The following is a 25,358-nucleotide window of genomic DNA, read 5'->3' on the forward strand; positions in this document are numbered from 1 at the left end:
GGAAATTCAGAAAATGAACGAAATTGAAACAAGCCTTGCACGCTTGGGAATCGTGCTGCCACCAGCCCCTCCTGCGCTTGGAAACTTTGCTCCTTATCTGGCTGATGGTTCTTTGCTCTACATATCGGGTCAGATTTCCGCAGACATGCAAGGCAAGCCTATCACCGGAAAGATAGGCTGCGAGCAAACGCTGGAGCACGGGTATGAAGCGGCCCGCTGCTGCGCCATCAATCTCCTGGCACGTGCAAAAGCGGCCCTCGGCGATCTCGATCGCATAGAAAGGCTTATCAAGCTGGGTGCATTCGTAAATTCAGCGTCAGACTTTGCCCAGCACCCCAAGGTGGTCAATGGTGCCTCGGATCTGATGACTGAGGTCCTGGGACCGGAAAAGGCAAATCATGTTCGCTTTGCTGTCGGCAGCAGCAGCCTTCCGTCCAACGCCAGCGTGGAAGTCGAAGCCGTGTTCCGATTTCGTGAATAGCCGCCAAAGTCCGGCCCAGATTGCCGTCTTGCGAAGGACATAATTTACTTCTTCCCTCGCCGACCTACTCGGGGCATGATCCGCGCCATGTCGACGCAAGATTCTGCCCCCGCCCTCACCGCTGACGACCACCTTATCCTGGTCGACGGTTCCACTTTCATCTTTCGCGCCTATCACGCGCTGCCGCCGCTGACGCGCAAGCCCGACGGGCTGCCGGTGGGTGCCGTCTCCGGCTTCTGCAACATGCTCTGGAAGCTGCTGCAGGAAGGGCTGACACCGGAAGAGGGCGACGAGCCGACCCATTTCGCGGTGATTTTCGACCATTCGTCCAAGACGTTCCGCAATGCCATCTATCCCGAATACAAGGCCAACCGGCCGGAACCGCCGGAAGATCTTGTGCCGCAATTCGGACTGATCCGTGAGGCAACCCGGGCCTTCTCCGTGCCTTGTGTCGAACAGGAAGGTTTCGAGGCCGACGACCTGATCGCGACCTATGCCCGCCAGGCTGCTGACATGGGGGCTCAGGTCACCATCGTTTCCGGCGACAAGGACCTGATGCAGCTGATCGGGCCGAAGGTCGGCATGATCGACACCATGAAGAACAAGGTCTTCGGCGAGCCGGAAGTGTTCGAAAAATTCGGCGTCGGGCCGGACAAGGTCATTGAGGTGCAGTCGCTTGCCGGCGACAGCGTCGACAACGTTCCGGGCGTGCCGGGCATCGGCCTGAAAACAGCGGCGCTTCTGATCAACGAGTTCGGCGACCTGGAAACGCTTTTGGCCGGAGCGGACACCATCAAGCAGAACAAGCGCCGGGAAAACCTGATCGAATTCGCTGACCAGGCGCGGGTTTCCAAGGAACTGGTGACGCTGAAGCAGGATGTGCCCGTCGAAGTGCCCGTCGGGCATCTGACGGTCACCGATGTCGATGGTCCGAAGGCGGTCGGATTTCTGAAGGCCATGGGGTTCAGCACCCTGACCAAGCGCGTTGCGGAAGAAACCGGGGCCGATCTTGCCAATGTCGAACCCGCCGATTTCCAGGTCCCCGGCTGGGATGTGCCCGACCAGAAGGGCCGCATGGTCGAGCGTGTCGAAGCGAGCGGGAGCGCCGCAGAGGCAGCTGGCGATGGCGCCGGGCCGGACGGAATGATGGTACCGCAGACGGTTGCCGATGCCCGGGTGGAAGCCGTCAAGGCGATCCCGATCGATTCAGGCGCCTATGAAACGGTGACGACCGTCGAACGGCTCAAGGAGTGGTGCGATGCTGCCCTTGAAAAGGGCTATGTTGCCTTCGACACCGAAACCACGTCGCTCGATGCCATGCAGGCGGAACTTGTCGGCCTGTCGCTGTCATGCGAACCGGGAAAAGCCTGCTACGTCCCGCTCGCCCATGTCGATGGCGAGGGTGACCTTCTGGGCGGTGGCGGCCTGCTGCCGGACCAGATCCCGCTGAAACAGGCGCTTGAGGTCATCAAGCCGATGCTGGAGGACCGCTCTGTCCTTAAGATCGCGCAGAACCTCAAATATGACTGGCTGGTGATGACCCGCTACGGCATCGATATCAGCCCGTATGACGACACCATGCAGCTCTCTTACACGGTTGACGCCGGCAAGGGCGGCAACGGTATGGACGAACTGTCCGAGCGCTGGCTCGGCCACAAGCCGATCCCGTTCAAGGAGGTCTGCGGCTCCGGCAAGTCGATGATCACCTTCGACAAGGTGCCGATCGACAAGGCAACGGCCTATGCGGCCGAGGACGCCGATGTCACCCTGCGTCTCTGGATGATCCTGAAACCGCGCCTTGCCAGTGACCGCATGGCGACGGTCTACGAGATGCTGGAACGCCCCATGGTGCCCGTTCTGGCACGCATGGAAAAGCGCGGCATTTCTGTCGACCGGCAGATGCTGTCGCGGCTCTCCGGCGATTTTGCGCAAGGAATGGCAGGGCTGGAATCGGAGATCTACGAGCTCGCCGGCGAGAATTTCAACATCGGTTCGCCCAAGCAGCTCGGCGATATTCTTTTCGGCAAGATGGGCCTTCCCGGCGGCAAGAAAACCAAGACCGGTGCCTGGTCGACTTCGGCCCAGGTGCTCGAAGACCTGGCGGCGGAAGGGCACGAACTGCCGTCCAAGATCGTTGCCTGGCGTCAGCTCTCCAAGCTGAAATCCACCTATTCCGACGCGTTGCCCGGTTACATCAACCCGGAAACGGGCCGCGTGCACACGTCCTACGCGCTGGCCGCGACCACGACGGGCCGGCTGTCCTCTTCGGAACCGAACCTTCAGAACATTCCGGTGAGGACCGAGGCAGGCCGCAAGATCCGCCAGGCCTTCATCTCCACGAAGGGTCACAAGCTCGTCTCTGCCGACTACAGCCAGATCGAACTGCGCGTGCTCGCGCATATGGCCGACATTCCACAGTTGAAGAAGGCGTTCGAGGACGGGCTCGACATTCATGCCATGACCGCGAGCGAAATGTTCGGCACGCCGATAGAGGGCATGGACCCGATGGTGCGCCGTCAGGCCAAGGCAATCAATTTCGGCATCATCTACGGCATTTCGGCCTTTGGCCTGGCCAACCAGCTCGGCATCTCGCGCGGCGAGGCCGGAGACTACATCAAGACCTATTTCGAGCGTTTCCCGGGCATTCGCGACTATATGGAAGCCACCAAGAAAAAGGTGCATGCGGACGGTTACGTCAACACGATCTTCGGCCGCAAGGCGCATTACCCGGACGTGAACACCAAGAACCCGAACATGCGTTCGTTTTATGAGCGCGCGGCCATCAATGCGCCGATCCAGGGGTCTGCCGCCGACATCCTGCGCCGCGCCATGGTGCGCATGGAAGACCGGCTGTCAGAGGCACGGCTCGACGCTCAGATGCTGCTGCAGGTCCATGACGAACTGATCTTCGAGGTCCCGGACGCGCAGGTCGACGATACGTTGCCGGTCATCCGGGACGTCATGGAAAACGCCTGTGAACCGGTGCTCAAGCTGTCCGTGCCGCTCAAGGTCGACGCCCGCGCCGCCGACAACTGGGACGAGGCGCACTAGTAATTGCGTCGCAAACGAGAATGCCTTGGATTGTCGTCCCGGTTTGCCGTGTATGCGGCAAGACCGGGATCCAGTATGCCGTGTGGCCCTTGATTGAAGCCGACGGCGAAACAAGTGGTTACTGGGTTCCGGCCTTCCGCTGCGCTTCAGCCGGAATGACAACTGCATTGACTGAGGATCGCGCCACCAGACACAACTCAGTTTGAAGCGAACATCTGTGGATCAACCAAGTATGACCTGACCTGTCAGAACTGACGTTTCACGCTTTGACAGGATCGCCCGTCCCATCGCTGTTCAACAAAGCACGCGGCCGACCCTAAACCATCGCCATGACGCGCGAGGGTCCGCCTGTACCGCCCCGGAACTTGGGGGCGCCGACAACGAGCGTTGCACCGCTGGCCGGGAGCGCATCCAGGTTGGCGATGCATTCAATGCCCCAGCGATTGCTTGGCAGCCAGGCATAGTGGACGGCGAAATCAGGTGACGGGCCAAAGTCGAGCGAAAGCGTGTCGACCGCGAGGCCGACGACATTGGCCTCTTCCATCAGCATTTGCGCCGCTTCCAGGTGGAAGCCGGGGAAATGCATGACGCCGTTTTCGTCGGCATTGCGGAACTTGTCCGTCGGAACCTGAACGCCCCATCCGGAATTCATGGCGACACAGGCCCCGTCCGGGATCGCGCCATTGGCCGAGATCCAGGCCTTTAGATCATCCGGGGTCACCTGGGCATCCGCATTCTCGGTGGCCTTTGCCTTGATATCGATAATGCACAAGGGAGCAACGAGGTTCTCGACCGGGATTTCCGCGACGGACTGGCCGTCTTCGGAAAAATGCAACGGCGCATCCATATGCGTGCCGGTGTGTTCGTTGTAGGTGAGGTTGAAGAGATTGTAACCGTCCTTGGCGAAATCAACGAGCTTCTCCTTGAAGAACTGCTGTTCTCCCCCGAATGTCGGGAAGGTCTCGTAGAGCTCGTGGGTCATGTCGGCAATCTTGGTGGGCGTTTGCGCCATCGCGGGCATGGCACCGGTCGCTGCAGCGGTCGCGGCTAGCCCGGCACCGACGGCCGTCGCTTTGAAGAAATCCCGCCGTGACAACATGCGGTTCTTGACCGAATTGATAACGCATAGATCGCACATGACATGTCCTTCCCGTTGTTTGCCAAAGGGAAATGCTGCCTTTCAGCCGGGGAAATTGCGAGTCAAAAAAGAGTTTTGTTTGATTTGATGCGGAATTTCGGCGGGAAGGACAGCAGCGAATCCAGATCCTTGCGGTGTCAGACCACCCGCAGTTCCGGCTGACTTTTGCCGGTCAGCGCCGAACGCGATGGGATTGCATTCTGCAGCAGTTCGCTCAGGTGCGCTTCAAGGTAGTCGACAATGGGTGACTGCGCCTTGGCCGGTGTATAGACCGCCAGCCTTGTTGCCGGCAGGGCGGGAAAACCGTCCTGTTCCTTCAGGATCCTGAAGCCGTCGACTATTGCTCCCGATGGCAGGCAACAGACACCGGCCCCCGAATTGACGGCAACCTGGGCGGCGGCAACGCTCGTGGTGGTGATGCGCTCGTACCATTGGCGCCCCGCTCCTGCGAGGGCGCGAAAGGAAATATCGCGGAAAGGGCAGGGTTCCGGGAAGAGTATGAGCGGCACCGGGTCGCTCGGGGCAAAGGCATCTCCGGCTGCCCAGTGAAGCTGTTCTTCCACGACGCCGGCCGGTTCCGGTTTGGCAGGACTCACAAGGGCAATCGCCAGATTGAGCTCGTTTCGGGACAACTTGTCATGAAGCGTGGCGCTGTCCGCAACGGTCATCTCCAGTTTTACGTTCGGGTGAATGCGGACAAAGTTGCAGAAGATGGATTGGAGCTGCCCGGTCGTGGACCATTCCGGCAAACCGACGTGAACGGTGCCGGTCAATTCCGGCGCGGACAGTCTCAGGCGCGCTTCCTCGTGCGATTTCAGGATATCCGTGGCGTGTTGGTAGAGAATTCGCCCTGCGGCGGTCAATTCCATGGAACGCGCCGCACGCTCGATCAACGGTTTGCCGACCCGGTCCTCGAGCCGGCGGAGCTGGGTGCTGACGCAAGGCTGCGTCCGGTTCAACCTTGCGCCGGCGAGTGTCACGTTGCCCATTTCGGCAACCGCCACAAAGGCTTCCAGCAATTCGATGTTGAATCGGCCAACGGTCAAGCTGCGTTTTTCCACCTCGGTCCCAATCTGCTGGCATTGCCAGTGTGGTTTCTCACCTCAGGTCAGAATTACGCGTAATTTAGAAGGAATTCAACCATAAATTTATGAAACTGAAAAAGCCCGTATATCGGGAATCGAAACTGCCGGCGAGCATCTGTCCAGCGTCAATCGGTGTCTTGACCGGCGTCCGCGTGTTGCAGCGGCAAGGGCGCTGAAAGGTGTGTGCGTACCCGGTTGTGCGGCTTGCAGTACCGGCGGCGACAGCATCTCAACAATGCATGCATAACACTCTTTTATGATCGGGCGCAGCCGCATAACCGCATTGTTCTGGTTTTTATTGAGGCCGGCAGGCAGTATAGTGGCGTGCTTAGAGAACAATATGCGTAATGGTGTACCCATGATCGTTTCAAACACGACGAACGACGAACTTCAGATCGACACCGAGCTTTGCAGGGCAATGTTCGAAAAAGACCCTGACAAGATGATCGAACTGGTTTCCGAATGGCTGGAAACCAATGGCTTGTCCATGAGTGAAACCTTCAGGATGCCGGCATATCTCGACAAGGTTCTGGCGGATGCAGCCGGATATTCCGGTTCAGACCGCTCAATGCGCGTTTACGCGTCCTGACGGAACAGGCTCAACGGTCCGGACGTCTCCGGCCGTAAGAGCTGTTTGCAGCCGACAAGCGGACGGCGCGGCCCGGCGCCACGGGCAGACAGTCTCAATCGCACCTTAAATCGCGATATCGTTATATGCTTCGTCGCTTTCCAAAGCGTCCAGATCGTATTCGGACCAGTCATCGTCTTCAAAGAGCTCAAAATCATCTGATCCGTCATCGCCGAAATCGTGACCATACTGATCGAGAGCATTGTCGCTCAGATTGTCCATGATGGCATCGACGTCACCAAACCTGCGGGACGACACACCCATGTCATCCAAATCGTTTTCGTAAGCTGCGTGTTCACTGCGTTCACCAAAATACGGCATGTCATTTCCTCCTGTTAAGCGGGTTGCGCTGAGAGAGAAATGGGGCCTGCAGCGAAAAATCAGTGTGACGTTTGTCACCGGATCGCGGCCTGGGTGCAAAAACCCGACGCTTTTGTGCGCCGGGTCACACTTGACGAAGCGGAATGCGACCCTGCGGCCTCTCGCCAGTCCCGAATGAAACCTTCTTTCCTGCCAAAATTGCCTTCCCTGGACGATTCAGCAGTATTGCGTTCCATATTTGTTCTTGAACCGCCGTAGATATTGTGTTTCCCTCCGTCTACATCTTCAGGTAGAGGAGAGCGCATGGTCAGCCGGGTTACCACGGTTGCCTTTCAGGGGATCGAGGCCGTTCCCGTCGACGTGCAGGTGCATGTCGGTCCGGGCATGGTCGCCTTCAATGTCGTCGGTTTGCCGGACAAGGCTGTTGCGGAAAGCCGCGAACGCGTCCGTGCGGCGCTCTCCGCGTCGGGCCTCGCGCTTCCGGCCAAACGCGTCACCGTCAATCTGGCACCTGCCGACCTGCCCAAGGAGGGTTCCCACTACGATCTGCCGATTGCGCTGGGCGTGATGGCGGCGATCGGCGCAATCCCGGGTGAATTCCTGGAAGGGTATGCCGTGCTCGGCGAGCTGGGGCTGGACGGGACGCTGGCGCCCGTTGCCGGCGTGCTTCCGGCGGCCATGGGGGCAAACGGGCTCGGCAAGGGGCTGATCTGCCCGCAAGCCAGTGGCGGCGAGGCCGCCTGGGCGGATGCGGACATGGACATTCTCGCCCCCCGCTCGCTGATACAGCTCGCCAATCACTTCAAGGGCACACAGGTGCTGTCGCGTCCGGCGGCAAAACTCCATGGCAACGCCGGGGTGCTTCCCGATCTGGCCGAGGTCAAGGGCCAGGAAAGTGCGCGGCGTGCCCTTGAAGTCGCCGCAGCGGGCGGCCACAACCTGCTGATGACGGGTCCGCCCGGATCGGGCAAATCCATGCTGGCGAGCCGGCTTCCTTCCATCCTGCCGCCGCTCACGCCCAGGGAACTGCTTGAGGTGTCGATGATCGCCTCGCTCGCCGGCGAACTGGCGGAAGGAAAGCTCACCGACAAGCGCCCCTTCCGCTCGCCGCACCATTCCGCGTCGATGGCGGCGCTGATCGGCGGGGGGCTCCGGGCAAGGCCGGGCGAGGTTTCGCTCGCCCATAACGGTGTCCTGTTTCTCGACGAACTGCCCGAATTCAACCCGCAGGTGCTCGACAGCCTGCGCCAGCCGCTGGAAACGGGTGAGGCCGTGATTGCCCGGGCCAACCACCGCGTGACCTACCCTGCCCGTATTCAGCTGATTGCCGCCATGAACCCGTGCCGGTGCGGCAATGCAGGCGAACCGGGACATGTCTGCCGCCGCGGCGAGCGGTGCGTGGCTGAATATCAGGCCCGCGTTTCCGGACCATTCCTGGACCGGATCGACCTCAGGATCGACGTACCGGCAGTGACCGCGTCCGATCTGATCGGCCCGGCCGAAGCCGAACCGTCCGCGCGTGTTGCCGCACGGGTCGCCGAGGCGCGCCGCATCCAGGAAAAACGGTTCTTCGATCTCGGCGTGATCTGCCGGACAAACGCCCAGGCGCCGGCGTCGGTTGTCGAGACCATGGCGCAACCGGACGACCTGGGTCTGGCCTTCCTGCGCGATGCTGCCGAAAAGCTGCAGCTGAGTGCGCGCGGATATCACAGGGTGCTCAAGCTGGCGCGTACCCTGGCCGATCTCGACGGCAAGGAATCCGTGTCCCGCATTCACCTTGCCGAAGCCTTGAGCTACCGCGGCCGGGACATGTCCCGTCGGGCGGCGTGAGCGGGGCGGTGCCGCAATCCGGCGCTGCCGGCGAGAATTCGATTGAAGATCCGCGCTAATGGCCCCATGTCTGAGCATGTCAACATCTGAGGGAGACGGCATATGCTGGTCACGACGACGAATACCATTCAGGGCAAGGATCTCGACTACAGGGGGCTGGTGACGGGCGAGGCCATTCTGGGTGCCAACCTCTTCAAGGATCTGTTCGCCGGTATTCGTGACATCGTCGGTGGCCGCTCGGGTGCCTACGAGGAAGAACTCGCAAAAGCGCGCAAGATCGCTGTTGACGAAATGTGCCAGCAGGCGCAGGCGATGGGCGCGAACGCAGTCATCGGGGTCGACCTTGACTATGAGACGGTCGGCCAGAACGGGTCGATGCTGATGGTCAGCGCAACCGGCACGGCTGTCTGGATCCGCTGATCCGCGTCATGTCCTCCGAATTCAGGATTGAAACCGGCTTCCCGGATGGTCAGAGACCGGTCGCCGCCAGGCTTTTCTGGTCCGCATTTCGCGGAAAACTGGAAAGGGTCATGAAACCGGAGACACGGGCGCTGGCTTTCCTTGAAGAAGCGCTCGATCCGGACTTCGCTATTAGCGCGGTCTCCCATGAGGGCACTCTTCTGGGCCTCGCAGGCTACAAGACCGACAAAGGCGCTTTCGTCAACGGAACGCTCGCCCAGATGGCAGGTGTTTATGGCCGTTTCGGCGGTCTCTGGCGCGGGATGTTGCTGGACCTGCTCGAACGCGAGCCGGAACCCGGGTCCCTTTTGATGGACGGAATTTTCGTGAGCGAGGCGGCGCGCGGCAACGGTGTCGGGACCGCACTCTTGCAGGCGATATTCAAAAAAGCCGCCGAGGACGGCCTGCACCGAGTCCGCCTGGATGTCATCGATCGGAATGTCCGGGCCCGGTCGCTCTATGAACGTATGGGCTTCCGCTCCGTTTCAGAGGAACACACGGGCTTCCTGAAACACATTTTCGGGTTTTCCTCCGCGACACGCATGGAAAAGCCGATCCCGTAGCGGCACGCCTTCAAAACGGACACCTCGGCGGCAAGAAACCGACCGGCACTTTCGCACATGTTGTGCGCCCGCCGTTTGTCGCGCTATCGTTATCCGCAATGCCAAGGGAGGATGGCATGCGCGACGTAGAACATGTCAGCGAAATCGACCGGGTCCTGAAAGGACAGGAAACCGGCAGGGACGAACTTGTCTCCGAAAGCTGGCGGCGCTGTGTTCAAACCTACGGCATGGACCCGACGCGGCCGGAAGGGCCGCATGTCGTCACCGAACAGCAGCTCAAGGAACACCAGGAACAATCCGAACGCCTGATCGCGACGGCCCGATCCGGTCTGCAGACCCTGTTCAAACAGGTCGCCGGCCACAACTACGTGCTGCTTCTGGCGGACGCAAAGGGCATCAGCGTCGACTTCTTTGGCGATCTCCGGTTCGAGGAAGAGCTGCGCCGCGCGGGTCTTTATCTCGGCTCCGACTGGTCCGAGGATCTTGCCGGCACCTGCGGTGTCGGCTCCTGCATCGTGACCGGCGAAGCCGTCACCATTCATCAGGGTGATCATTTCGGCCTGTCGCACACGCCCCTGTCCTGCACCGCCGCGCCGATTTTCGACACCAGCGGCAAGCTTGCCGCCGTTCTGGATATTTCGCTGTTGCGCTCGCCCAGCCCCAAATCGAGCCAGAACCTGGCGATGAACCTGGTGAAAGCGTCCGCCAGGCGCGTGGAAATGGCCAACCTGATGGCGATGACGCGCCGTGAATGGGTGCTGCGGTTCTCGACATCTTCGGAATTTCTGGAGGTCGATCCCGAAGCCGCTGTCGCGCTTGATGAAAGCGGCCGCATCACCGGCATGACGCGTGGCGCCCTGGAGTTTCTTTCACCTGGCGGAGCCCCCGACCTTATCGGCACCCGGATCGACATGCACATGGATCTTGAGATCGACGATCTGCCGGAATACATGCGCGGGCGGCCGACCGAGGAGCGGGTGCTCAGGCTGCGCGATGGCCGCGGGCTTTACGGTCATGCGATCGCGCCGCAGACATCCCGCGTTTCGCGGCCACATGCGATCGGGGCCCTGTCCGGCCCCCTGCGCAGTTTCTGCGGGCCCGATCCGGCCCTGATCCAGCTGGCCGGGAAGGTCGAAAAGCTGGCCGCGACCCAGGTCCCGATCCTGCTTTCCGGCGAAACCGGGACGGGCAAGGAAACCCTTGCAAGGGCCGTTCATGTTCTCGGACCGGCGAACCGCTCCTTTCATACGCTGTGCTGCTCCGACCTGCGCAAGGAAAAGGTCGACGCGATTTCAGATGGCGCGGCGGGAACGCTGTTTCTGCGTGGTATCGAACGTCTGGATGAGGTCGGCCAGTCCGTCCTTCTGGCACTACTGGAGGCGCGCAGCGATCTGCGTGTCGTGGCCACTGCACGCCTTGGCGATGACAACCCGGACAGTCTCAAAACGATCAGGCCCGAACTCTATTTCAGGCTTGCAGGCGCACTGATTTGCGTTCCGCCGCTGAGACACCGCAAGGATTTCGACTGGCTCACGGACCGCCTCCTGCGGCGGTCTCCCAAGGACTTCCGGTTGTCGCCTGCCGCCCGTGCCGAACTCAACAGCCGCCACTGGCCCGGAAACATCCGGGAACTCTCGACAGCACTCGAGGTCGCCATGGCGCTGGCGGACGGCTCCGTGATCGATCTGCAGGACCTGCCACCGCCGGCGATGTCCGAACAAGCGGCGGCCGATCCGGCCGAGGACCTCGAAGCCCTGCTCGAGGCCTGCGACGGCAACATGTCGCTGGTCGCACGGCGGCTCGGTGTCAATCGCTCGACGGTGCTGCGGCGGATGCGCAAGGCCGGGCTTGTCCGGACAAACTGAACCCTTTCCCGGTTTCCCAGCCTATGGGTCTTTCCGTGTTGCGTCTTGTTGCGCGCGCAACATCAAAACGATTTTGTGACGCGCCCTCGGCCAAACTGCCAAGTGCGCCATGGCGCACACCCTGTCTGCTCTGCAATTCTTTCCGTCATGAACGAACGGGAGGAATGAAATGCTAGACACACCATTAGTCCACCAGACTGAGACCTTTCTCAAATCCTTCGGCGATGCGCTGGCAGCCGGTGACATTGAAGCGGCGGTCAACCTGTTTCAGGACGACTGCTACTGGCGGGATCTTGTCGCCTTTACCTGGAACCTGAAGACCGTCGAAGGCAAGGACCAGGTTCGCGACATGCTGACCAGCCAGCTTGGTGCGATCGGCCCCAGCAACTGGACGCTGGCCGAAGGGGAAGTTCCGACCGAGGAAGGCGGCGTGATCACGGCGTGGATCCGGTTCGAGACGAAACTCGCGCGCTGTTTCGGTCTCATCCGGCTGAAGGATGACAAGATCTGGACACTGCTGACAACCATGGTGGAACTGAAAGGTCACGAGGAACCCAAGGGCTTTCAGCGGCCGCTTGGTGCGAAACACGGCGCCGGCAAGCATCGCACCACCTGGAAGGAGGAGCGCGAGAAGGAAGACGCGGAGCTTGGCTATACCCAGCAGCCCTATTGCGTGATCATCGGCGGAGGACAGGGCGGCATCGCGCTCGGTGCGCGCCTGCGCCAGCTCGGCGTTCCGACCATCATCGTGGAAAAGAACGACCGTCCCGGCGACAGCTGGCGCAACCGCTACAAGTCCCTCTGCCTCCACGATCCGGTCTGGTACGACCATCTGCCCTACATAAAGTTTCCGGAGAACTGGCCGATCTTCAGTCCGAAGGACAAGATCGGCGACTGGCTCGAAATGTACACCAAGGTCATGGAGCTGAATTACTGGACCCGCTCCGTTGCCAGGTCAGCCAGCTACGACGCGGCGACCGGAGAGTGGACGATTGTCGTCGATCGGGACGGCGAGGAAGTCACCTTGCGTCCGAAGCAGCTGGTGATGGCGACCGGCATGTCCGGCAAGGCGAATGTTCCGGCATTTCCCGGCATGGCGAAATTCCAGGGCGACCAGCATCATTCCTCGAAACATCCGGGCCCTGATGCCTATCGTGGCAAGAAGGCCGTTGTTGTCGGCTCGAACAATTCCGCCCACGATATCTGTGCAGCGCTTTGGGAAAACGATGTCGATGTCACCATGGTCCAGCGGTCCTCGACCCACATCGTGAAGTCGGACACGCTGATGGATGTCGGGCTTGGCGCGCTTTATTCCGAAGAGGCCGTCAACGCCGGCATGACCACCGAAAAGGCGGATCTCATCTTTGCCTCGCTGCCCTACCGCATTCTCCACCAGTTCCAGATACCCGCCTACGCGGAAATGAAGAAACGCGATGCGGATTTCTATGACGGGCTTGAAAAGGCCGGTTTCTGGCTGGACTGGGGCGATGACGACAGCGGCCTCTTCATGAAATACCTGCGCCGGGGTTCGGGGTACTACATCGATATCGGCGCAAGCCAGCTCATCATCGACGGTGACATCAAGTTGAAGCGCGGGCAGGTCACCGAGGTCGTTGAAGACGGCGTGGTGCTGGATGACGGCAGCAAGCTGGAGGCGGATGTCATCGTCTACGCGACCGGCTATGGCTCGATGAATGGCTGGGTCGCCGACCTGATGGGCCAGGACATGGCCGACAGGGTCGGCAAGGTCTGGGGTCTGGGCTCCGACACGACCAAGGATCCCGGGCCCTGGGAAGGCGAACAGCGCAACATGTGGAAACCGACCCAGCAGCAGGCGCTTTGGTTCCATGGCGGCAACCTGCACCAGTCGCGGCACTATTCGCAGTTCCTGTCACTCCAGCTGAAAGCGCGCATGGAAGGCCTCGACACACCGGTCTACGGGCTCCAGGAGGTTTATCATCTGTCGTGATGTGTTGGGAAAAGTCTTCCCGGGCAAGAAAAGTCCGGGGAGACTGCTCACCCCCATCGCTGACAAAGAGTTTCAGAAACGTGGTTTCGATCCTCGATGCGGTCGGCAACGGGTGTTCGATTTCGCTATCGAAGTTTCTTCCGTTCGCACAACAGAACAGCGAGTTCAACGGCACGATCCCATGAAATTCCTTCGCGCTGGTCTAAAGCAAGCGGATGATCCTGATCGTCGTGAATTTGGATCTCGGGGCGCTCTGTTCCCCAATGAACGTTGGTCGGAAGATCAATGAACTTTGCGCCCTCTTTCGTGTAGCCGGGCATCGACACGGTCAACCATCCGAAAGATCCGTCCCCTGTCTGATCTTCGTTGAAAGTCTCGATGTAACGATCGAAGCTTTCCTTGCTCTGAGAGACCCACACACCCCAAAGAAAGCTGTCACGGGTGTCCTTGATCGGCACTTCGAGCGTGGCTCTGATAAAAAATTGCTCCTCGTCAAGCACGCAGAGATCGCTGTTCAACCTGACGCGTTTTTCCTTTTCTTCATCCGGAATTGCTGACGTGTGGCAAGGTTCGTTGTAAGCGAATGAAGGACCACCCTCGCAAATCTCGCCGCAGCAGATGCACTTGTAAGAGAACGTCCGTTTTTCATCGTCGATCGCAATGATCATGTCTCAAAGCCCTTCAAACAGCGCTGTCGACAGGTAGCGTTCGGCGAAAGAGGGGATGATCACGACAATGGTCTTGCCGTCCATGTCGGCGTCCTGGCCGATCCTGATCGCGGCGGTCAGGGCCGCCCCGGAAGAAATACCAACCGGAATCCCCTCGGTTCTTGCGACCTCGCGCGCCATGGCAAACGCGTCTTCGTTGGAGACGGTACGGACTTCGTCATAAGCACCGGTATCGAGCACGCCGGGCACGAACCCGGCGCCGATACCCTGGATCTTGTGCGGGCCGGGCTCTCCGCCGGACAGGATCGGGCTGTCTGCGGGCTCGACCGCGACGACACGAAGATCCGGCTTCCGCGCCTTGAGCACCTCCGATACGCCCGTGATCGTGCCGCCGGTGCCGATCCCCGAAACAAACACGTCGATCTTGCCGTCGGTGTCGTTCCAGATCTCTTCTGCGGTCGTGTTGCGGTGGATCTCCGGGTTGGCCGGATTGTTGAATTGCTGCGGCATCACCGCGCCGTCGATCTCGCCAAGCAGTTCCTGTGCGCGGGCGATTGCGCCCTTCATGCCCAGTGGACCGTCCGTAAGCTCCAGCTCTGCGCCCAGAATCTTGAGCATCTTCCGCCGTTCCACGGACATGGTCTCGGGCATCACGAGGATCAGCCGGTATCCCTTGGCTGCCGCCACGAAGGCGAGCGCAATGCCGGTGTTGCCGGATGTCGGTTCGATAAGCGTCGATCTATCCGGCGAGATATGTCCGTCCTGCTCCATCGCCTCGATCATGGCAACACCGATCCGGTCCTTGACACTGGCAATCGGGTTGAAGAACTCCAGCTTGGCAAGAAGATTGGCTCTGACGTCATGCGCTTTGGCCAGCCGGTCAAGCCGCACGATCGGCGTGTCCCCTATCGTGTCGGTGATCGAAGAATAGATTTTCCCGCGCCCGTGTGTTTTTCGCGTCATGCAGCCTCTCCCTGGCCGGACTTGTCCTTGTCCTTCCTTCCGTCCTAGTCGGTTTTGACCATCCGGTCATCCCAAAATGTCGGAGCACGGGGCGCGGCTGCGTCTGGAAGTCAGCTCGCGTTCAAGAGCAGGCCCGGAAGCTGGTCCATGCGCTCGAAAAGAACGGCGCCGGCGGCCTTGAGCGCATCCCGGTCGCAGACCGGATCATCGACATAGGCGAAGACCCGCATCCCGGCTGCCCGCGCCGCCAGTACACCGGGCAGGCTGTCCTCGATCACGGCGCAGTCTTCAGGGCGGTGGCCCATGGATCTTGCCGCGAGCAGGAACACATCCGGCGCGGGCTTGCCCTTTTCACAATCCTGAGAGGAAAAAAGCCTGTCTTTCAGCCGTGGCAGCAGACCGGCGCTGCCGAGCGTTGAATGCATCTTTTCGTATTTTCCCGACGAGCCGACGCAGTAGGGGATGCCGCGTTCATCGAGCAGGTCCATCACACCGGCAACACCCGGTATTGGAGCGACACCGGCCTTGAAGCTCTCAATATCGCGGGCACGAAGCTGCTGGAGCCAATCGGAGGGCAGTTTTCTACCAAGCTCCTGTTCGACGATTTCCTGCACGGCTTCGAGCGTGCGCCCCATGAACCGTTTCTGGCATTCCGGACCGGTGATCGGATAGCCGCAATCGGTCAGGAGTTCCGCCATTGTCCGGTTTGTCATGCGTTCGGTATCCACAAGCACACCGTCACAATCAAAAATCACGAGTTTTGAGGTCATCTCACGACCTGTCCCTCACGCGCGCCCGGTCGACCCGAAACCGCCGGTCCCGCGCTGCGTTTCGGAAAGCGTCTCGACTTCGGTTATGACGGCCTGAAGGACGGGCGCAATCACCATCTGGGCAATTCGTTCGCCGCGGACAATCTCGAACGGGGCATTCCCGAGGTTGATCAGGATAACCTTCACCTCGCCGCGGTAATCCGCATCAATCGTTCCGGGCGTGTTCAAAACGGAGACGCCATGCTTGGCCGCAAGGCCCGAGCGCGGCCGGACTTGGGCCTCAAAGCCTGCCGGCAGCGCCATCGCAAGTCCGGTCGGAACGAGAGCCCGTTCGCCGGGCGCCAGTTGAAGCGGCACGTCGACCGCCGCGACAAGGTCGAGGCCCGCAGCCAGATCCGACTGGTAGGCCGGCAACGGCAGGCCTTTGGCGTGATCGAGCTGTTTGAGTTCCAGTGTCACTTGCATCTTGGGATCCTTGTTTGCGCTGCCTGACAGGGACGATATTCGATACACCCTGTCAAGATTAGCAATGGCCTGATTTACGACTCAATATTTTTGGCTAACGCCTTGAAGTTTAGGCAATGTCCTGAAACACTTTGACCCATCGTAATGTTGCCATTGTTGGGAGATTTGCAACATGAGACGTATGATTTTCGCATTCGCCACAAGTATCCTGCTTGTGTCTACGCCTGCGGCATTCGCGCAGACGGTCGGCTTCGCTGAAGCGATCAAGATTCTGTCGGCAAGCTGCGGCGCCGACATCAACAAATACTGCAAATCCGCAACGCTCGCCAACAATGGTATCGGCCAGTGCCTCGACCAGAACCAGGCCAAGGTGTCCCAGAAATGCAATGCGGACCGTGCGGTTGTCGCCACGCTGATCCAGGAACGCCTTGCCGCACAGGCAGCGGCTCCGAAGATCTGCCAGCGTGATGCCGCTCAGCGCTGCAAGGGCGTCAAGCCGGGTGCCGGCCACATTCTGCGCTGCCTTCTGAAGGCGCAGCGTTCCGTGAGCAAGAAATGCAATACCGCCATTGATCTGGCTGGCTACCGTTAAGCGCACCCGGGAGATAATTCATGAAAAAGTACCTTTTCGCCGGTCTCTCGGCCGCTGTTCTTGCCGTTTGCGTCTCCGGCGCGAGCGCTCAGACCCAGCTCAACCGCAACGAAATCATCAACTCGCTGCAGGGAGCGCAGCAGAAGGTCGATGTCAGCGCCGATGAATTGCAGAAGGCCGCCTTCGAGAACATCCAGAAGTATCCAGGTGCAAACTCGCCGGGCAATCTGCCGCTCTGGGACAAGCTTGCCTCGCTGCGCCAGTTCAACGTGGAAATCACGTTCGACATCAATTCGGCACGCATCCGGCCCGAATCTTATGAAACCATCGGGCTGATCGCCGATGCGCTGCACACACCCTATCTGCAGGGCCAGACCTTCTTCGTTGTCGGTCACACGAGTGCAGACGGGCCGCGTGACTTCAATCTCGAATTGTCCATCAAACGGGCCAAGTCGGTGCGCGATGCGCTTGTGACGACGTTCCGGGTCCCGGGCGAATATCTGGAGGCCGTAGGCCTTGGAGAAGAGCAACTGCGCGATCCCTCCAAGCCGGATGCTCAGATCAACCGCCGGGTTCAGCTGATCAATGTCGGCTATCGCTGAACATCACAAACCTGAAAAGACCGTTCCCGCCCCGGCGGGAACGGTTTTGTGATTGTTCCCGATTATGGAACAGCCCTTCTCCAAAAACTGACCTTCTGCTGCGCCTGAACCCGCTTATGTTCTGCCAAGACGCATTGTCGGTTGTCCAATGGAGATCCCCTATGTCCGCAACGCAAAGCATCATTCCGCCTGTTTTTTTCGCGCATGGCGCACCGACGCTCGCGGTTGAAGACACGGCCGCGAACCGGTTTCTGAAGTCGTTTTCAGAAAACGGCGTCGAGCCGAAAGCGATCCTGATCCTGTCGGCGCACTGGGAAACCAACGGGTTGAAACTCTCCGCGCCCGGTCCCCTGCGCACCTACCATGATTTCCGCGGGTTCCCGAAGGAGCTCTACGAGATTTCCTATCCGGCCTTTGCGGATGAAGATCATGTCGACGAGACAGCGCAGCTCCTCGAGGAAGCCGGCTACGATGTTGAACTGGACAGCGAGTGGGGTCTGGATCACGGTGCCTGGGTTCCGCTGTCGCTGGCTTTCCCGACAGCCCGCATTCCCGTTACGGCGCTCTCGCTGCCCGATGGCAGCACACCGGAAAGTATCTACCGGCTCGGCAAGGCGGTGGCACCGCTTCGCGAAAAGGGTGTTCTGATCGCCGGGTCGGGCAGCACGACACACAATCTGCGCGATATCAGGCCGCAGGGATCAAGCGCACCCGACTGGGCCGAAACATTCGATCAATGGCTGGATGAAGGTCTGAAGGCCGGCTCGATCGACTATTTCAAGGACCTCGAAGCGGCCCCGGACTTCCGCCGCAATCACCCGACCGAAGAGCATCTTTTGCCGCTGTTCTTCCCCTTTGGCGCTGCCGGTGAGGACGCACATGTGGAACGCCTGCACCGAAGCTACGAATACGGCTCCATCAGCATGAGCTACTTCCGCTTCGCTGCATGAGCGACGCTTATCGGGGTCCGTAGTCTCCCTCCCCAAGGCAACCCGCCTTCCCCCTTGTCTCTTCAAACGTCATGCCATGGCTCGACCATGGCATGGATTGCCGGATCAAGTCCGGCAATGACTGAGGGGGAGATTGTCCATTGGCACTCTCACTTCCAAACATAACCCTATAGAAATTCAGCCTCATCCTGAGGAAGGCCGCAGGCCTGTCTCGAAGGATGCGCGGGCCGTCGACCCGTCTTGGCTCATGACCCCGGTCAGCTGTTGAGGTCTTGTGCGGCCCGTTCGATGATCCTGCGGGCGACATCGGACTTGTTCATTTCGGGCCAATCCTCGATGCCGGACTTGCTGACAAGGCGGATGGTGTTGGCGTCGCCTCCCATGATGCCCGTTTCAGGGCTGACATCGTTGGCAACGATCCAGTCCGCATTCTTGCGTTCCAGTTTCGCGCGGGCGTTATCGATCAGGTTCTGCGTCTCGGCGGCAAACCCGATCAGCAGTTGCGGACGCAGGCTGGTGTGGTGGCCGATCGTTGCCAGAATGTCCGGGTTCTCGACCAGCGCGAGCGCGGGCGGCTGGCCGCTTCCGTCCTTCTTGATCTTCTGGGATCCTTCCGCCGCAACGCGCCAGTCGGCGACTGCAGCTGCCATGATGGCGATGTCCGCAGGAAGGTTGGCCTCTACGGCCTTGAGCATCTCGGCCGCCGTTTCGACATGCACCGTGTTGATATTGGCGGGATCGGGCAGCTCGACCGGCCCGGACACGAGCGTGACGCGCGCGCCCGCATTGTAGGCTGCGCGCGCGAGCGCGTGGCCCTGTTTGCCCGATGAGCGGTTGGCGATATACCGCACCGGGTCGATCGGCTCATGTGTCGGACCGGACGTGATCAGAACGTGTTTCCCGGAAAGCGGAAGCCCGGGACGCTGCATGTCCTGATCCCTCAGGACCGCGTCTGCGGCGGCGGCGATCTCGAGCGGTTCGCTCATCCGGCCGACGCCGGCCTCGCCCTTTTCCGCCATCTCGCCGCTTGCCGGCCCGACAAACCGGACGCCGCGTTCTTCCAGGGTTGCGACGTTGCGCAGGGTCGCCGGGTTCTGCCACATCTTCGGGTTCATGGCCGGGGCGGCCAGAACAGGCTTGTCCGTTGCAAGCAGAACCGCTGTGGCCAGATCATCTGCAATGCCATGGACCATCTTGGCCATGAGATTGGCCGTGGTGGGCGCGATCAGGACCAGGTCGTGATCGCGGGCAAGGCGGATATGCCCGACATCATGCTCCGCTTCCCGGTCGAACAGGTCGGTAAAGACTTTTTCGGCGGACAGCGCGCCGACGGCAAGCGGCGTGACGAATTCGCGCGCACCATCCGTCATGACCGGGATCACGCGCGCACCGCGTTCCTTGAGCCGCCGGATCAGGTCGAGCGACTTGTAGGCGGCAATGCCGCCGCTGATGATCAGGACAATGGCTTTGCCGTTCAGCATCGATGCACTCCTCCCGAAAGGGCAGGTCTATCAGAAACCGGTGCGGAAATCTCGGGGTGCCGGCGAAACCACTTCGGTTCCGCGGCCCGTGATCTGATAGACGGCGAGGCCGCGTTCGTTGAGACCGTTATTGGTGAAGCGGAACAGGCCGTCGATGCCGATGAAGCCGTCGCGGTTGGTCAGGATGCGCTGCTGAAACCGCTGCGGACCGGCTGAGCGGATCAGGCCGGCGGCGAGCGTGACGCCATCGTAGACAAGGCTTGCATTGCGCGGCGGCGGCGTGCCGTATGTGCTCTGATAGCGTTGTGCGAAGCCCTGGAAGCCCTTGTCCTCGGGTCCTGCGAACCAGGCACCGGCAAGCGAGGGACTGTTCTTGATCTGTGCCGAATCCCACTGGCCGGAACCCAGCAGCTTGATGTTGCCGAAATTGGCCCCCTGGCTGGTCAGGGACTGAACGACGAGCGGCGGCACGTTTCCGCCCGCTGGAACGAACAGCGCATCGATGCTGTTGATAACGGATTTCAGAGCGGCGGTTTTTGCGATCAGGTCCGACGTGTCCGAGCCGGACGCCTTGTAGCGTTGGATGGTCGCGATCCGTCCCGCGCCGCGGCCGACTTCCTGCCGGAATGCCGCCTCGGCAACCGCACCGTAGGAATCGTCGGGGATCAGTGCTGCATAGGAGCGTCTCTGCTGACTGTTGGCATAGCCGATGATGCGCTTGACGTCGGTCTCCGGCAGGAAGCTGAGAAGATAGACGCCGCGCGTGGCGACCGACGTATCCGTCGAAAATGCGATGACCGGAATACCAGCAGCGCGCGCGGCTGTCGCGGCACCCGACACGGCCGGTGCGAACACAGGTCCGAGGATCAGCTCCGCACCTTCCGAAATGGCAGCCTGTGCCGCTGCACGGCCGCCCTCGGACGACCCGCCGGTGTCCTTTACCAGCAATTGCACATCCGCATTGGGGAAATTCTGCAGCGCCAGCGCGGCTGAATTCTTGAAAACGGTTCCGATGGACGCATTGCCGCCGGTGCTTCCCAGCGGCAGCAGCAATCCGACGCGCACGCTTCCGGTGCCGATCACTTCGCCGGTTGGCTGCGGCTGTCCCGTCGGTTGAACCTGGTCGCCGGGCAGCGATCCCAGCGAAGACCCGAGGCATCCCGTAAGCGCAAAGGCGCTGCTGCAGACCAGAGCCGTTTTCAGGAACTGGCGCCTCTGTTGCTGTCCGGTTTTGCCCCGCATCGCACTTGCCATTGTTATTTTTCCACTATCGGGAAGACTTACGTATTCACCGGGAGAATGTCCAGTTTTAGCGGCTTTTCGGTGGCATACCTGCCTGATGAACAGTGGATTTACCTTGCAACGGGGGTCTGCTGCGGTTAGCGCAGGACGAAAGACGCTGTCCGGCGGGTATTGATGGGAGCTTTCATGGAGACCGAAACACGTTCGGAAAGGAATCGTTTCAGCCTGTCCGAACACGCCTTCACCGCGCCCAATCTGGAGCCGGCGCTCTATATCGTCTCGACCCCGATCGGCAATCTCGGCGACATCACGGTGCGGGCTCTGGAAACCCTTGCAGCCAGCAGCATCATTGCCTGCGAAGACACCCGCGTGACCGCGACCCTGACCCAGAAGTTCGGGTTGAAAACGCCCCTGATACCCTATCACGAGCACAATGCGGAAAAGCAGCGGCCCAGGATCCTGGCCGAGCTTGAAGCCGGGAAGGCAGTCGCGCTCGTCTCCGATGCGGGCACGCCTCTGGTGTCCGATCCCGGTTACCGCCTTGTGCGCGGTGTCCTGGAGGCAGGCTTCGAGGTGGTTCCGATTCCGGGCGCTTCCGCCCCGCTCGCCGGTCTGGTCGCCTCCGGCCTGCCGAGCGACACGGTGCTCTTCGCAGGCTTTTTGCCGCAAAAGGGCGGCCCGAAATCAAAACGGCTTGAGGAGCTTGCGAAGGTTCCGGCGACACTTGTCTTCTTCGAATCCCCGCATCGCACGGGTGCAACGCTGGAAACGATGGCCGGGTTGCTCGGCGGCACGCGCGAGGCGGTGGTCGCCCGGGAACTGACCAAGCGCTTCGAGACGTTTGAACGCGGCACCTTGAGCGAACTCGCATCCCGGTTCGAAGACGTTTCCGTCAAGGGCGAAATCGTCATTCTCGTCGGCCCGCCGGAAGAGCGGCCAGAGGCGGATGCGTCTGATCTGGATGCGCTGCTTGTCGCGGCGCTTGAAGACATGCCGGTGAGCGCGGCCGCCAAAAAGGTTGCCAAGGCGACCGGGCTCGACCGCGGCGAGGTCTACAAGCGCGCGCTCGATCTGAAATCGGGAGAGCGCTGACATTGGCGCGGCCGGGGCAAAATTCGGAAACCCGCCGCAAGGCGCATGCGCTCGGACTGTCGGCTGAAAGCCGGGCGGCCTGGTATCTGCGGCTGACAGGCTGGCGCATCCTCAAGAGACGCTACAAGACCAGGGCGGGCGAAATCGACCTGATCGCGAAGAAACGCAAGACCGTCGCCTTTGTCGAGGTCAAGGCCCGCGGGACCCGCGAAGCGGCCATGGAAGCCGTGACCCCGGCCAGTCAGAAGCGGATTGCACGGGCGGCGAAAATCTTCGTCGCCGAACACCCGAGGGCGGGGTTCTTCACGCTCCGGTTCGACGTCATCATCATTTGCCCCTGGGCCTTGCCCGAGCGGATCGAAAACGCGTTCGAGGCCTGGGAGTAGGCAAGGGGGCAGCCTCGGAAAAGGAGGCATTCAGATGCAACCTGCCCAAGCGCCCCGTCGGACCTAAAAGCCGCACCGCTAGGTTTCCAGTGTCCTGAGGAAGGACGAGAGTGCTGTCTCGAATGGCACACCGCCAACGCGGGAACCGGCGGCCTGGCGCAGGTGTCGCCCTTCCCCCACTGGACAAAGCGGCATTGCCACCGCATATCTGGACCAACCGATCTATAATCCCCTTGCGCTTTTCGGGCGCGCCCGCCGGGAGTTGCCTCATGGCTTTGAAAGTAGCGGTCCAGATGGACCATATCTCGTCAATCAACATTGCCGGCGACAGCGCCTTTGCGATGATGCTGGAAGCGCAGGCACGCGGCCATGCGCTTTACCACTACACGCCCGACCGGCTCGCGCTTCGCGGCGACGAGGTTTTTTGTGCGCTTGAACCGGTCGAGGTGCGCGACGAGAAAGGCAATCACTTCACGCTCGGCGAGCGCACGCGCATGGACATGCGCGAGATGGATGTCGTCCTCATGCGTCAGGACCCGCCGTTTGATCTGTCCTATATCGCCGCAACGCATATCCTGGAGAAAATCCACCCTGAAACGCTGGTGGTGAACGATCCGGGCGAGGTCCGCAATGCGCCGGAAAAGCTGTTTGTGACCGACTTCGCCGACCTGATGCCGCCGACGCTCATCACCAAGGACAGGGCCGAGATCGATCTCTTCCGCGAGGAATACGGCGACATCGTCATGAAGCCGCTTTTCGGTCATGGCGGCGCGGCGGTGTTCCGGATCACGCGCGACGATCTGAACTACGGCTCCCTCTATGATTTCTTCGATGCCACGTTCCGCGAGCCCTGGGTCATTCAGCAGTTCCTGCCCAATGTGAAACACGGTGACAAGCGGATCCTTCTGGTGGACGGTGCCTTCGCCGGCGCGGTCAACCGTGTTCCGGCCGCAGGCGATCTGCGTTCCAACATGGTGCGCGGCGGCGCACCGACCGACAGCGACCTGACCAACAGGGAGCGTGAGATCTGCGCCCGCCTCGGTCCCTCGCTCAAGGAAAAGGGCCTTATCCTCGTCGGGATCGATGTCATCGACGGCATGCTGACCGAGATCAATGTCACCGCCCCGACAGGTATTCGCGCCATTCGCAATCTTGGCGGGCCGGATGTTGCGGCGATGGTCTGGGACGTGCTGGAGGCCAGGGTCGGGGGGTGATGGACACCCGGCTTTTCGCGATGTGAATCTGCTTCCGGCAAAAAAAAGCCTCCGCGCGAACGCGGAGGTGAAAGTTAGTGTGCTTAGACAATGCAACAGAGGGCCTCACGGCAACCTCTGTGTGTAAAACCCACCGAGGCCGTTGTTCTTCCTCGAAAATTCAAAAAAAATACAAAAAAATAATGCGTGCATAACACGTGATTTAAAAACACAAAAAGAATCAGCTATTTAGCGATTTGATAACAGTAATTCATTCGAAAAATTATTTTAAATACAATTACTTAGTCAACATGAAGTTGTAGCCAATTGTGGCGCTGAAACGGCATTCAGCGGTTCATTTGAAGGCAGACAGGCCGCCTCCTTGAAAGGAAGCGGCCTGTTTTGCTGTGACCGGCACAAAAGGTTGGCGGGTTCCTATTCGGCTGCTTCCGTTTTCAGGATGCCGCGGCGGATCTGGTCCTCTTCAATGGATTCAAAGAGCGCGCGGAAATTGCCTTCGCCGAAACCCTCGTCACCCTTGCGCTGGATGAATTCGAAGAAGATCGGGCCGATCACGGTCTTGGAGAAAATCTGCAAAAGGATCTTTGTCATACCGCCATCGATGACCCCTTCACCGTCGATCAGGATGCCGTGCTGCTTCATCCGCTCCAGCGGTTCATCGTGACCCTGGACCCGCTCATGGGACATTTCATAATAGGTCTCCGGCGGCCCCGGCATGAACTTCAGCTCGTTCGCCGCCAGTTGGTCGGTGCTGTCATAGATGTTGTCGGTCCCCACGGCGATGTGTTGGATGCCCTCGCCGCGATACTTCTTCAGATATTCCTCGATCTGGCTTGTATCGTCCTTGGATTCGTTCAGCGGGATGCGGATCTTGCCGCAGGGGCTGGTGATCGCGCGGCTGACGAGGCCGGTGATGCGCCCGTCTATGTCGAAGAAATGGATCTGCCTGAAGTTGAAGAGCGTGCGGTAGAAGTCCCACCACTTGTCCATGTTGCCGCGATAGACATTGTGGGTCAGGTGGTCGAGATAGTAGAAACCGACGCCTTCCGGCTTGGGGTTGGTTTCGCCGAGCCAGTCGAATTCATCCGAGTAGGCCGATCCCTTGTCGCCATATGTGTCGACGAAATAAAGCAGCGACCCGCCGATGCCGACAATCGCCGGAACGTCCAGCGTCTTGTCGTCGCCCTCATAGGGCGTCGCGCCATTGGCAACGGCGTGCTCGAAGGCATGCTGTGCATTGACGACACGCCAGGCCATGGCCGGTGCGCACGGACCGTGCTCTTCCACGAACGCCATGCCGTGAGTGCCGGGCTCTGCATTCAGGACGTAGGTGATATCGCCCTGGCGATAGAGCGTGATGTTACGGGACTTGTGTCTCGCAACCGGCGCGTAGCCCATTTTCCGAAACAGCGCGTCCAGCTTTTCCGGTTCCGGATGGGCAAATTCCACAAATTCGAAGCCGTCGGTTCCCGCGGGATTCTGCGGCGTGATCTGGGCAGGTGGCGCGTTGTGCGGGAACGGTCCCATGACGTCTCTCCTTCAA

General features: G+C 60.4%; 24 protein-coding genes. 14 read left to right on the forward strand and 10 right to left on the reverse strand.

Annotation, left to right across the window (positions count from 1 at the left end):
- The first annotated feature begins 13 nt into the window (after window positions 1–13).
- Window positions 14–481 (forward strand): RidA family protein, encoded by a 468-nt coding sequence (locus RBB49_RS26065; protein WP_306145877.1) that lies wholly within the window; start codon window positions 14–16, stop codon window positions 479–481.
- A gap of 75 nt (window positions 482–556) precedes the next feature.
- Window positions 557–3,532, forward strand: a complete 2,976-nt coding sequence (gene polA, locus RBB49_RS26070; protein WP_306145878.1) for a DNA polymerase I — start codon at window positions 557–559, stop codon at window positions 3,530–3,532.
- Window positions 3,533–3,848: 316 nt separating this feature from the next.
- Here polA and RBB49_RS26075 read toward each other — a convergent pair whose 3' ends face one another.
- Both RBB49_RS26075 and RBB49_RS26080 read right to left on the reverse strand, forming a co-directional pair.
- Window positions 3,849–4,670 (reverse strand): cyclase family protein, encoded by an 822-nt coding sequence (locus tag RBB49_RS26075; RefSeq protein ID WP_306145879.1) that lies wholly within the window; start codon window positions 4,668–4,670, stop codon window positions 3,849–3,851.
- 137 nt (window positions 4,671–4,807) lie between these two features.
- On the reverse strand, window positions 4,808–5,716 hold the full coding sequence (locus RBB49_RS26080) for a LysR substrate-binding domain-containing protein (RefSeq protein WP_306145880.1): 909 nt from the start codon (window positions 5,714–5,716) through the stop codon (window positions 4,808–4,810).
- A 379-nt stretch (window positions 5,717–6,095) separates the two neighbouring features.
- Between RBB49_RS26080 and RBB49_RS26085 the strand changes: the two genes are divergently transcribed.
- Window positions 6,096–6,344, forward strand: coding sequence for a hypothetical protein (locus tag RBB49_RS26085; protein ID WP_306145881.1), 249 nt, complete (start codon window positions 6,096–6,098; stop codon window positions 6,342–6,344).
- 105 nt (window positions 6,345–6,449) lie between these two features.
- On the opposite strand, the gene RBB49_RS26090 is transcribed toward RBB49_RS26085, so the two are convergent.
- A complete protein-coding gene (locus RBB49_RS26090; RefSeq protein ID WP_306145882.1) occupies window positions 6,450–6,704 on the reverse strand; it encodes a hypothetical protein in 255 nt (84 codons plus the stop codon).
- 303 nt (window positions 6,705–7,007) lie between these two features.
- Here RBB49_RS26090 and RBB49_RS26095 point away from each other — a divergent pair, with 303 nt between their 5' ends.
- From RBB49_RS26095 to RBB49_RS26115, 5 genes are all read left to right on the forward strand, one after another.
- Window positions 7,008–8,534: a YifB family Mg chelatase-like AAA ATPase gene (locus tag RBB49_RS26095; RefSeq protein WP_306145883.1), complete on the forward strand. Its 1,527-nt coding sequence runs from the start codon at window positions 7,008–7,010 to the stop codon at window positions 8,532–8,534.
- A 102-nt stretch (window positions 8,535–8,636) separates the two neighbouring features.
- Window positions 8,637–8,954 carry a heavy metal-binding domain-containing protein gene (locus RBB49_RS26100; protein WP_306145884.1) on the forward strand — a complete coding sequence of 106 codons (318 nt, stop codon included), beginning with the start codon at window positions 8,637–8,639 and terminating at the stop codon, window positions 8,952–8,954.
- A gap of 8 nt (window positions 8,955–8,962) precedes the next feature.
- Entirely contained in the window at window positions 8,963–9,556 is a 594-nt protein-coding gene (locus RBB49_RS26105) for a GNAT family N-acetyltransferase (protein ID WP_336623442.1), read from the forward strand.
- Window positions 9,557–9,672: 116 nt separating this feature from the next.
- A complete protein-coding gene (locus tag RBB49_RS26110) occupies window positions 9,673–11,421 on the forward strand; it encodes a sigma-54-dependent Fis family transcriptional regulator (RefSeq protein ID WP_306145886.1) in 1,749 nt (582 codons plus the stop codon).
- A 169-nt stretch (window positions 11,422–11,590) separates the two neighbouring features.
- Entirely contained in the window at window positions 11,591–13,390 is a 1,800-nt protein-coding gene (locus RBB49_RS26115) for an NAD(P)/FAD-dependent oxidoreductase (protein WP_306145887.1), read from the forward strand.
- Window positions 13,391–13,515: 125 nt separating this feature from the next.
- Here the strand turns inward: RBB49_RS26115 and RBB49_RS26120 are convergent, their stop codons facing one another.
- The 4 genes from RBB49_RS26120 to dut form a co-directional block, all read right to left on the reverse strand.
- Window positions 13,516–14,058 (reverse strand): DUF2199 domain-containing protein, encoded by a 543-nt coding sequence (locus RBB49_RS26120; protein WP_306145888.1) that lies wholly within the window; start codon window positions 14,056–14,058, stop codon window positions 13,516–13,518.
- 3 nt (window positions 14,059–14,061) lie between these two features.
- Window positions 14,062–15,021 carry a cysteine synthase A gene (cysK, locus tag RBB49_RS26125; RefSeq protein ID WP_306145889.1) on the reverse strand — a complete coding sequence of 320 codons (960 nt, stop codon included), beginning with the start codon at window positions 15,019–15,021 and terminating at the stop codon, window positions 14,062–14,064.
- A gap of 110 nt (window positions 15,022–15,131) precedes the next feature.
- Window positions 15,132–15,791 carry an HAD family phosphatase gene (locus tag RBB49_RS26130; RefSeq protein ID WP_306145890.1) on the reverse strand — a complete coding sequence of 220 codons (660 nt, stop codon included), beginning with the start codon at window positions 15,789–15,791 and terminating at the stop codon, window positions 15,132–15,134.
- Between the two features lie 15 nt (window positions 15,792–15,806).
- Window positions 15,807–16,256 carry a dUTP diphosphatase gene (gene dut, locus RBB49_RS26135; RefSeq protein ID WP_306145891.1) on the reverse strand — a complete coding sequence of 150 codons (450 nt, stop codon included), beginning with the start codon at window positions 16,254–16,256 and terminating at the stop codon, window positions 15,807–15,809.
- A 172-nt stretch (window positions 16,257–16,428) separates the two neighbouring features.
- On the opposite strand from dut, the gene RBB49_RS26140 reads away from it, so the two are divergent.
- The 3 genes from RBB49_RS26140 to RBB49_RS26150 all read left to right on the forward strand — a co-directional run bounded on the left by RBB49_RS26140 (window position 16,429) and on the right by RBB49_RS26150 (window position 18,400).
- A complete protein-coding gene (locus tag RBB49_RS26140; RefSeq protein WP_306145892.1) occupies window positions 16,429–16,848 on the forward strand; it encodes a hypothetical protein in 420 nt (139 codons plus the stop codon).
- 20 nt (window positions 16,849–16,868) lie between these two features.
- Window positions 16,869–17,450: an OmpA family protein gene (locus tag RBB49_RS26145; RefSeq protein WP_306145893.1), complete on the forward strand. Its 582-nt coding sequence runs from the start codon at window positions 16,869–16,871 to the stop codon at window positions 17,448–17,450.
- A gap of 161 nt (window positions 17,451–17,611) precedes the next feature.
- Window positions 17,612–18,400: a class III extradiol ring-cleavage dioxygenase gene (locus tag RBB49_RS26150; RefSeq protein ID WP_306145894.1), complete on the forward strand. Its 789-nt coding sequence runs from the start codon at window positions 17,612–17,614 to the stop codon at window positions 18,398–18,400.
- Between the two features lie 257 nt (window positions 18,401–18,657).
- Here the strand turns inward: RBB49_RS26150 and coaBC are convergent, their stop codons facing one another.
- The gene (coaBC, locus tag RBB49_RS26155) at window positions 18,658–19,881 is read right to left on the reverse strand and encodes a bifunctional phosphopantothenoylcysteine decarboxylase/phosphopantothenate--cysteine ligase CoaBC (RefSeq protein ID WP_306145895.1); all 1,224 of its coding nucleotides are present in this window, start codon (window positions 19,879–19,881) and stop codon (window positions 18,658–18,660) included.
- Window positions 19,882–19,911: 30 nt separating this feature from the next.
- Window positions 19,912–21,135 (reverse strand): penicillin-binding protein activator, encoded by a 1,224-nt coding sequence (locus tag RBB49_RS26160; RefSeq protein WP_306145896.1) that lies wholly within the window; start codon window positions 21,133–21,135, stop codon window positions 19,912–19,914.
- Between the two features lie 174 nt (window positions 21,136–21,309).
- On the opposite strand from RBB49_RS26160, the gene rsmI reads away from it, so the two are divergent.
- From rsmI to gshB, 3 genes are all read left to right on the forward strand, one after another.
- Entirely contained in the window at window positions 21,310–22,215 is a 906-nt protein-coding gene (gene rsmI, locus RBB49_RS26165; protein ID WP_306145897.1) for a 16S rRNA (cytidine(1402)-2'-O)-methyltransferase, read from the forward strand.
- A gap of 2 nt (window positions 22,216–22,217) precedes the next feature.
- Window positions 22,218–22,601 (forward strand): YraN family protein, encoded by a 384-nt coding sequence (locus RBB49_RS26170; RefSeq protein WP_306145898.1) that lies wholly within the window; start codon window positions 22,218–22,220, stop codon window positions 22,599–22,601.
- Window positions 22,602–22,870: 269 nt separating this feature from the next.
- A complete protein-coding gene (gene gshB, locus RBB49_RS26175; protein WP_306145899.1) occupies window positions 22,871–23,815 on the forward strand; it encodes a glutathione synthase in 945 nt (314 codons plus the stop codon).
- Window positions 23,816–24,229: 414 nt separating this feature from the next.
- Here gshB and hppD read toward each other — a convergent pair whose 3' ends face one another.
- On the reverse strand, window positions 24,230–25,342 hold the full coding sequence (gene hppD / locus RBB49_RS26180) for a 4-hydroxyphenylpyruvate dioxygenase (RefSeq protein ID WP_306145900.1): 1,113 nt from the start codon (window positions 25,340–25,342) through the stop codon (window positions 24,230–24,232).
- Between the last annotated feature and the right edge of the window lie 16 nt (window positions 25,343–25,358).

The organism is Roseibium sp. MMSF_3412 (assembly GCF_030733265.1).
Classification (GTDB): domain Bacteria; phylum Pseudomonadota; class Alphaproteobacteria; order Rhizobiales; family Stappiaceae; genus Roseibium.

Bases quoted from the DNA above. Each gene is read 5' to 3' on its own strand.
- coaBC (WP_306145895.1), bottom strand. From the start codon at position 19,881: ATGCTGAACGGCAAAGCCATTGTCCTGATCATCAGCGGCGGCATTGCC.
- RBB49_RS26085 (WP_306145881.1), top strand. From the start codon at position 6,096: ATGCGTAATGGTGTACCCATGATCGTTTCAAACACGACGAACGACGAA.
- RBB49_RS26150 (WP_306145894.1), top strand. From the start codon at position 17,612: ATGTCCGCAACGCAAAGCATCATTCCGCCTGTTTTTTTCGCGCATGGC.
- RBB49_RS26130 (WP_306145890.1), bottom strand. From the start codon at position 15,791: ATGACCTCAAAACTCGTGATTTTTGATTGTGACGGTGTGCTTGTGGAT.
- RBB49_RS26145 (WP_306145893.1), top strand. From the start codon at position 16,869: ATGAAAAAGTACCTTTTCGCCGGTCTCTCGGCCGCTGTTCTTGCCGTT.
- RBB49_RS26120 (WP_306145888.1), bottom strand. From the start codon at position 14,058: ATGATCATTGCGATCGACGATGAAAAACGGACGTTCTCTTACAAGTGC.
- gshB (WP_306145899.1), top strand. From the start codon at position 22,871: ATGGCTTTGAAAGTAGCGGTCCAGATGGACCATATCTCGTCAATCAAC.
- rsmI (WP_306145897.1), top strand. From the start codon at position 21,310: ATGGAGACCGAAACACGTTCGGAAAGGAATCGTTTCAGCCTGTCCGAA.
- RBB49_RS26110 (WP_306145886.1), top strand. From the start codon at position 9,673: ATGCGCGACGTAGAACATGTCAGCGAAATCGACCGGGTCCTGAAAGGA.
- polA (WP_306145878.1), top strand. From the start codon at position 557: ATGATCCGCGCCATGTCGACGCAAGATTCTGCCCCCGCCCTCACCGCT.
- cysK (WP_306145889.1), bottom strand. From the start codon at position 15,021: ATGACGCGAAAAACACACGGGCGCGGGAAAATCTATTCTTCGATCACC.
- hppD (WP_306145900.1), bottom strand. From the start codon at position 25,342: ATGGGACCGTTCCCGCACAACGCGCCACCTGCCCAGATCACGCCGCAG.
- RBB49_RS26105 (WP_336623442.1), top strand. From the start codon at position 8,963: ATGTCCTCCGAATTCAGGATTGAAACCGGCTTCCCGGATGGTCAGAGA.
- RBB49_RS26075 (WP_306145879.1), bottom strand. From the start codon at position 4,670: ATGTGCGATCTATGCGTTATCAATTCGGTCAAGAACCGCATGTTGTCA.
- RBB49_RS26115 (WP_306145887.1), top strand. From the start codon at position 11,591: ATGCTAGACACACCATTAGTCCACCAGACTGAGACCTTTCTCAAATCC.
- RBB49_RS26095 (WP_306145883.1), top strand. From the start codon at position 7,008: ATGGTCAGCCGGGTTACCACGGTTGCCTTTCAGGGGATCGAGGCCGTT.
- RBB49_RS26160 (WP_306145896.1), bottom strand. From the start codon at position 21,135: ATGGCAAGTGCGATGCGGGGCAAAACCGGACAGCAACAGAGGCGCCAG.
- RBB49_RS26090 (WP_306145882.1), bottom strand. From the start codon at position 6,704: ATGCCGTATTTTGGTGAACGCAGTGAACACGCAGCTTACGAAAACGAT.
- RBB49_RS26065 (WP_306145877.1), top strand. From the start codon at position 14: ATGAACGAAATTGAAACAAGCCTTGCACGCTTGGGAATCGTGCTGCCA.
- RBB49_RS26140 (WP_306145892.1), top strand. From the start codon at position 16,429: ATGAGACGTATGATTTTCGCATTCGCCACAAGTATCCTGCTTGTGTCT.
- dut (WP_306145891.1), bottom strand. From the start codon at position 16,256: ATGCAAGTGACACTGGAACTCAAACAGCTCGATCACGCCAAAGGCCTG.
- RBB49_RS26100 (WP_306145884.1), top strand. From the start codon at position 8,637: ATGCTGGTCACGACGACGAATACCATTCAGGGCAAGGATCTCGACTAC.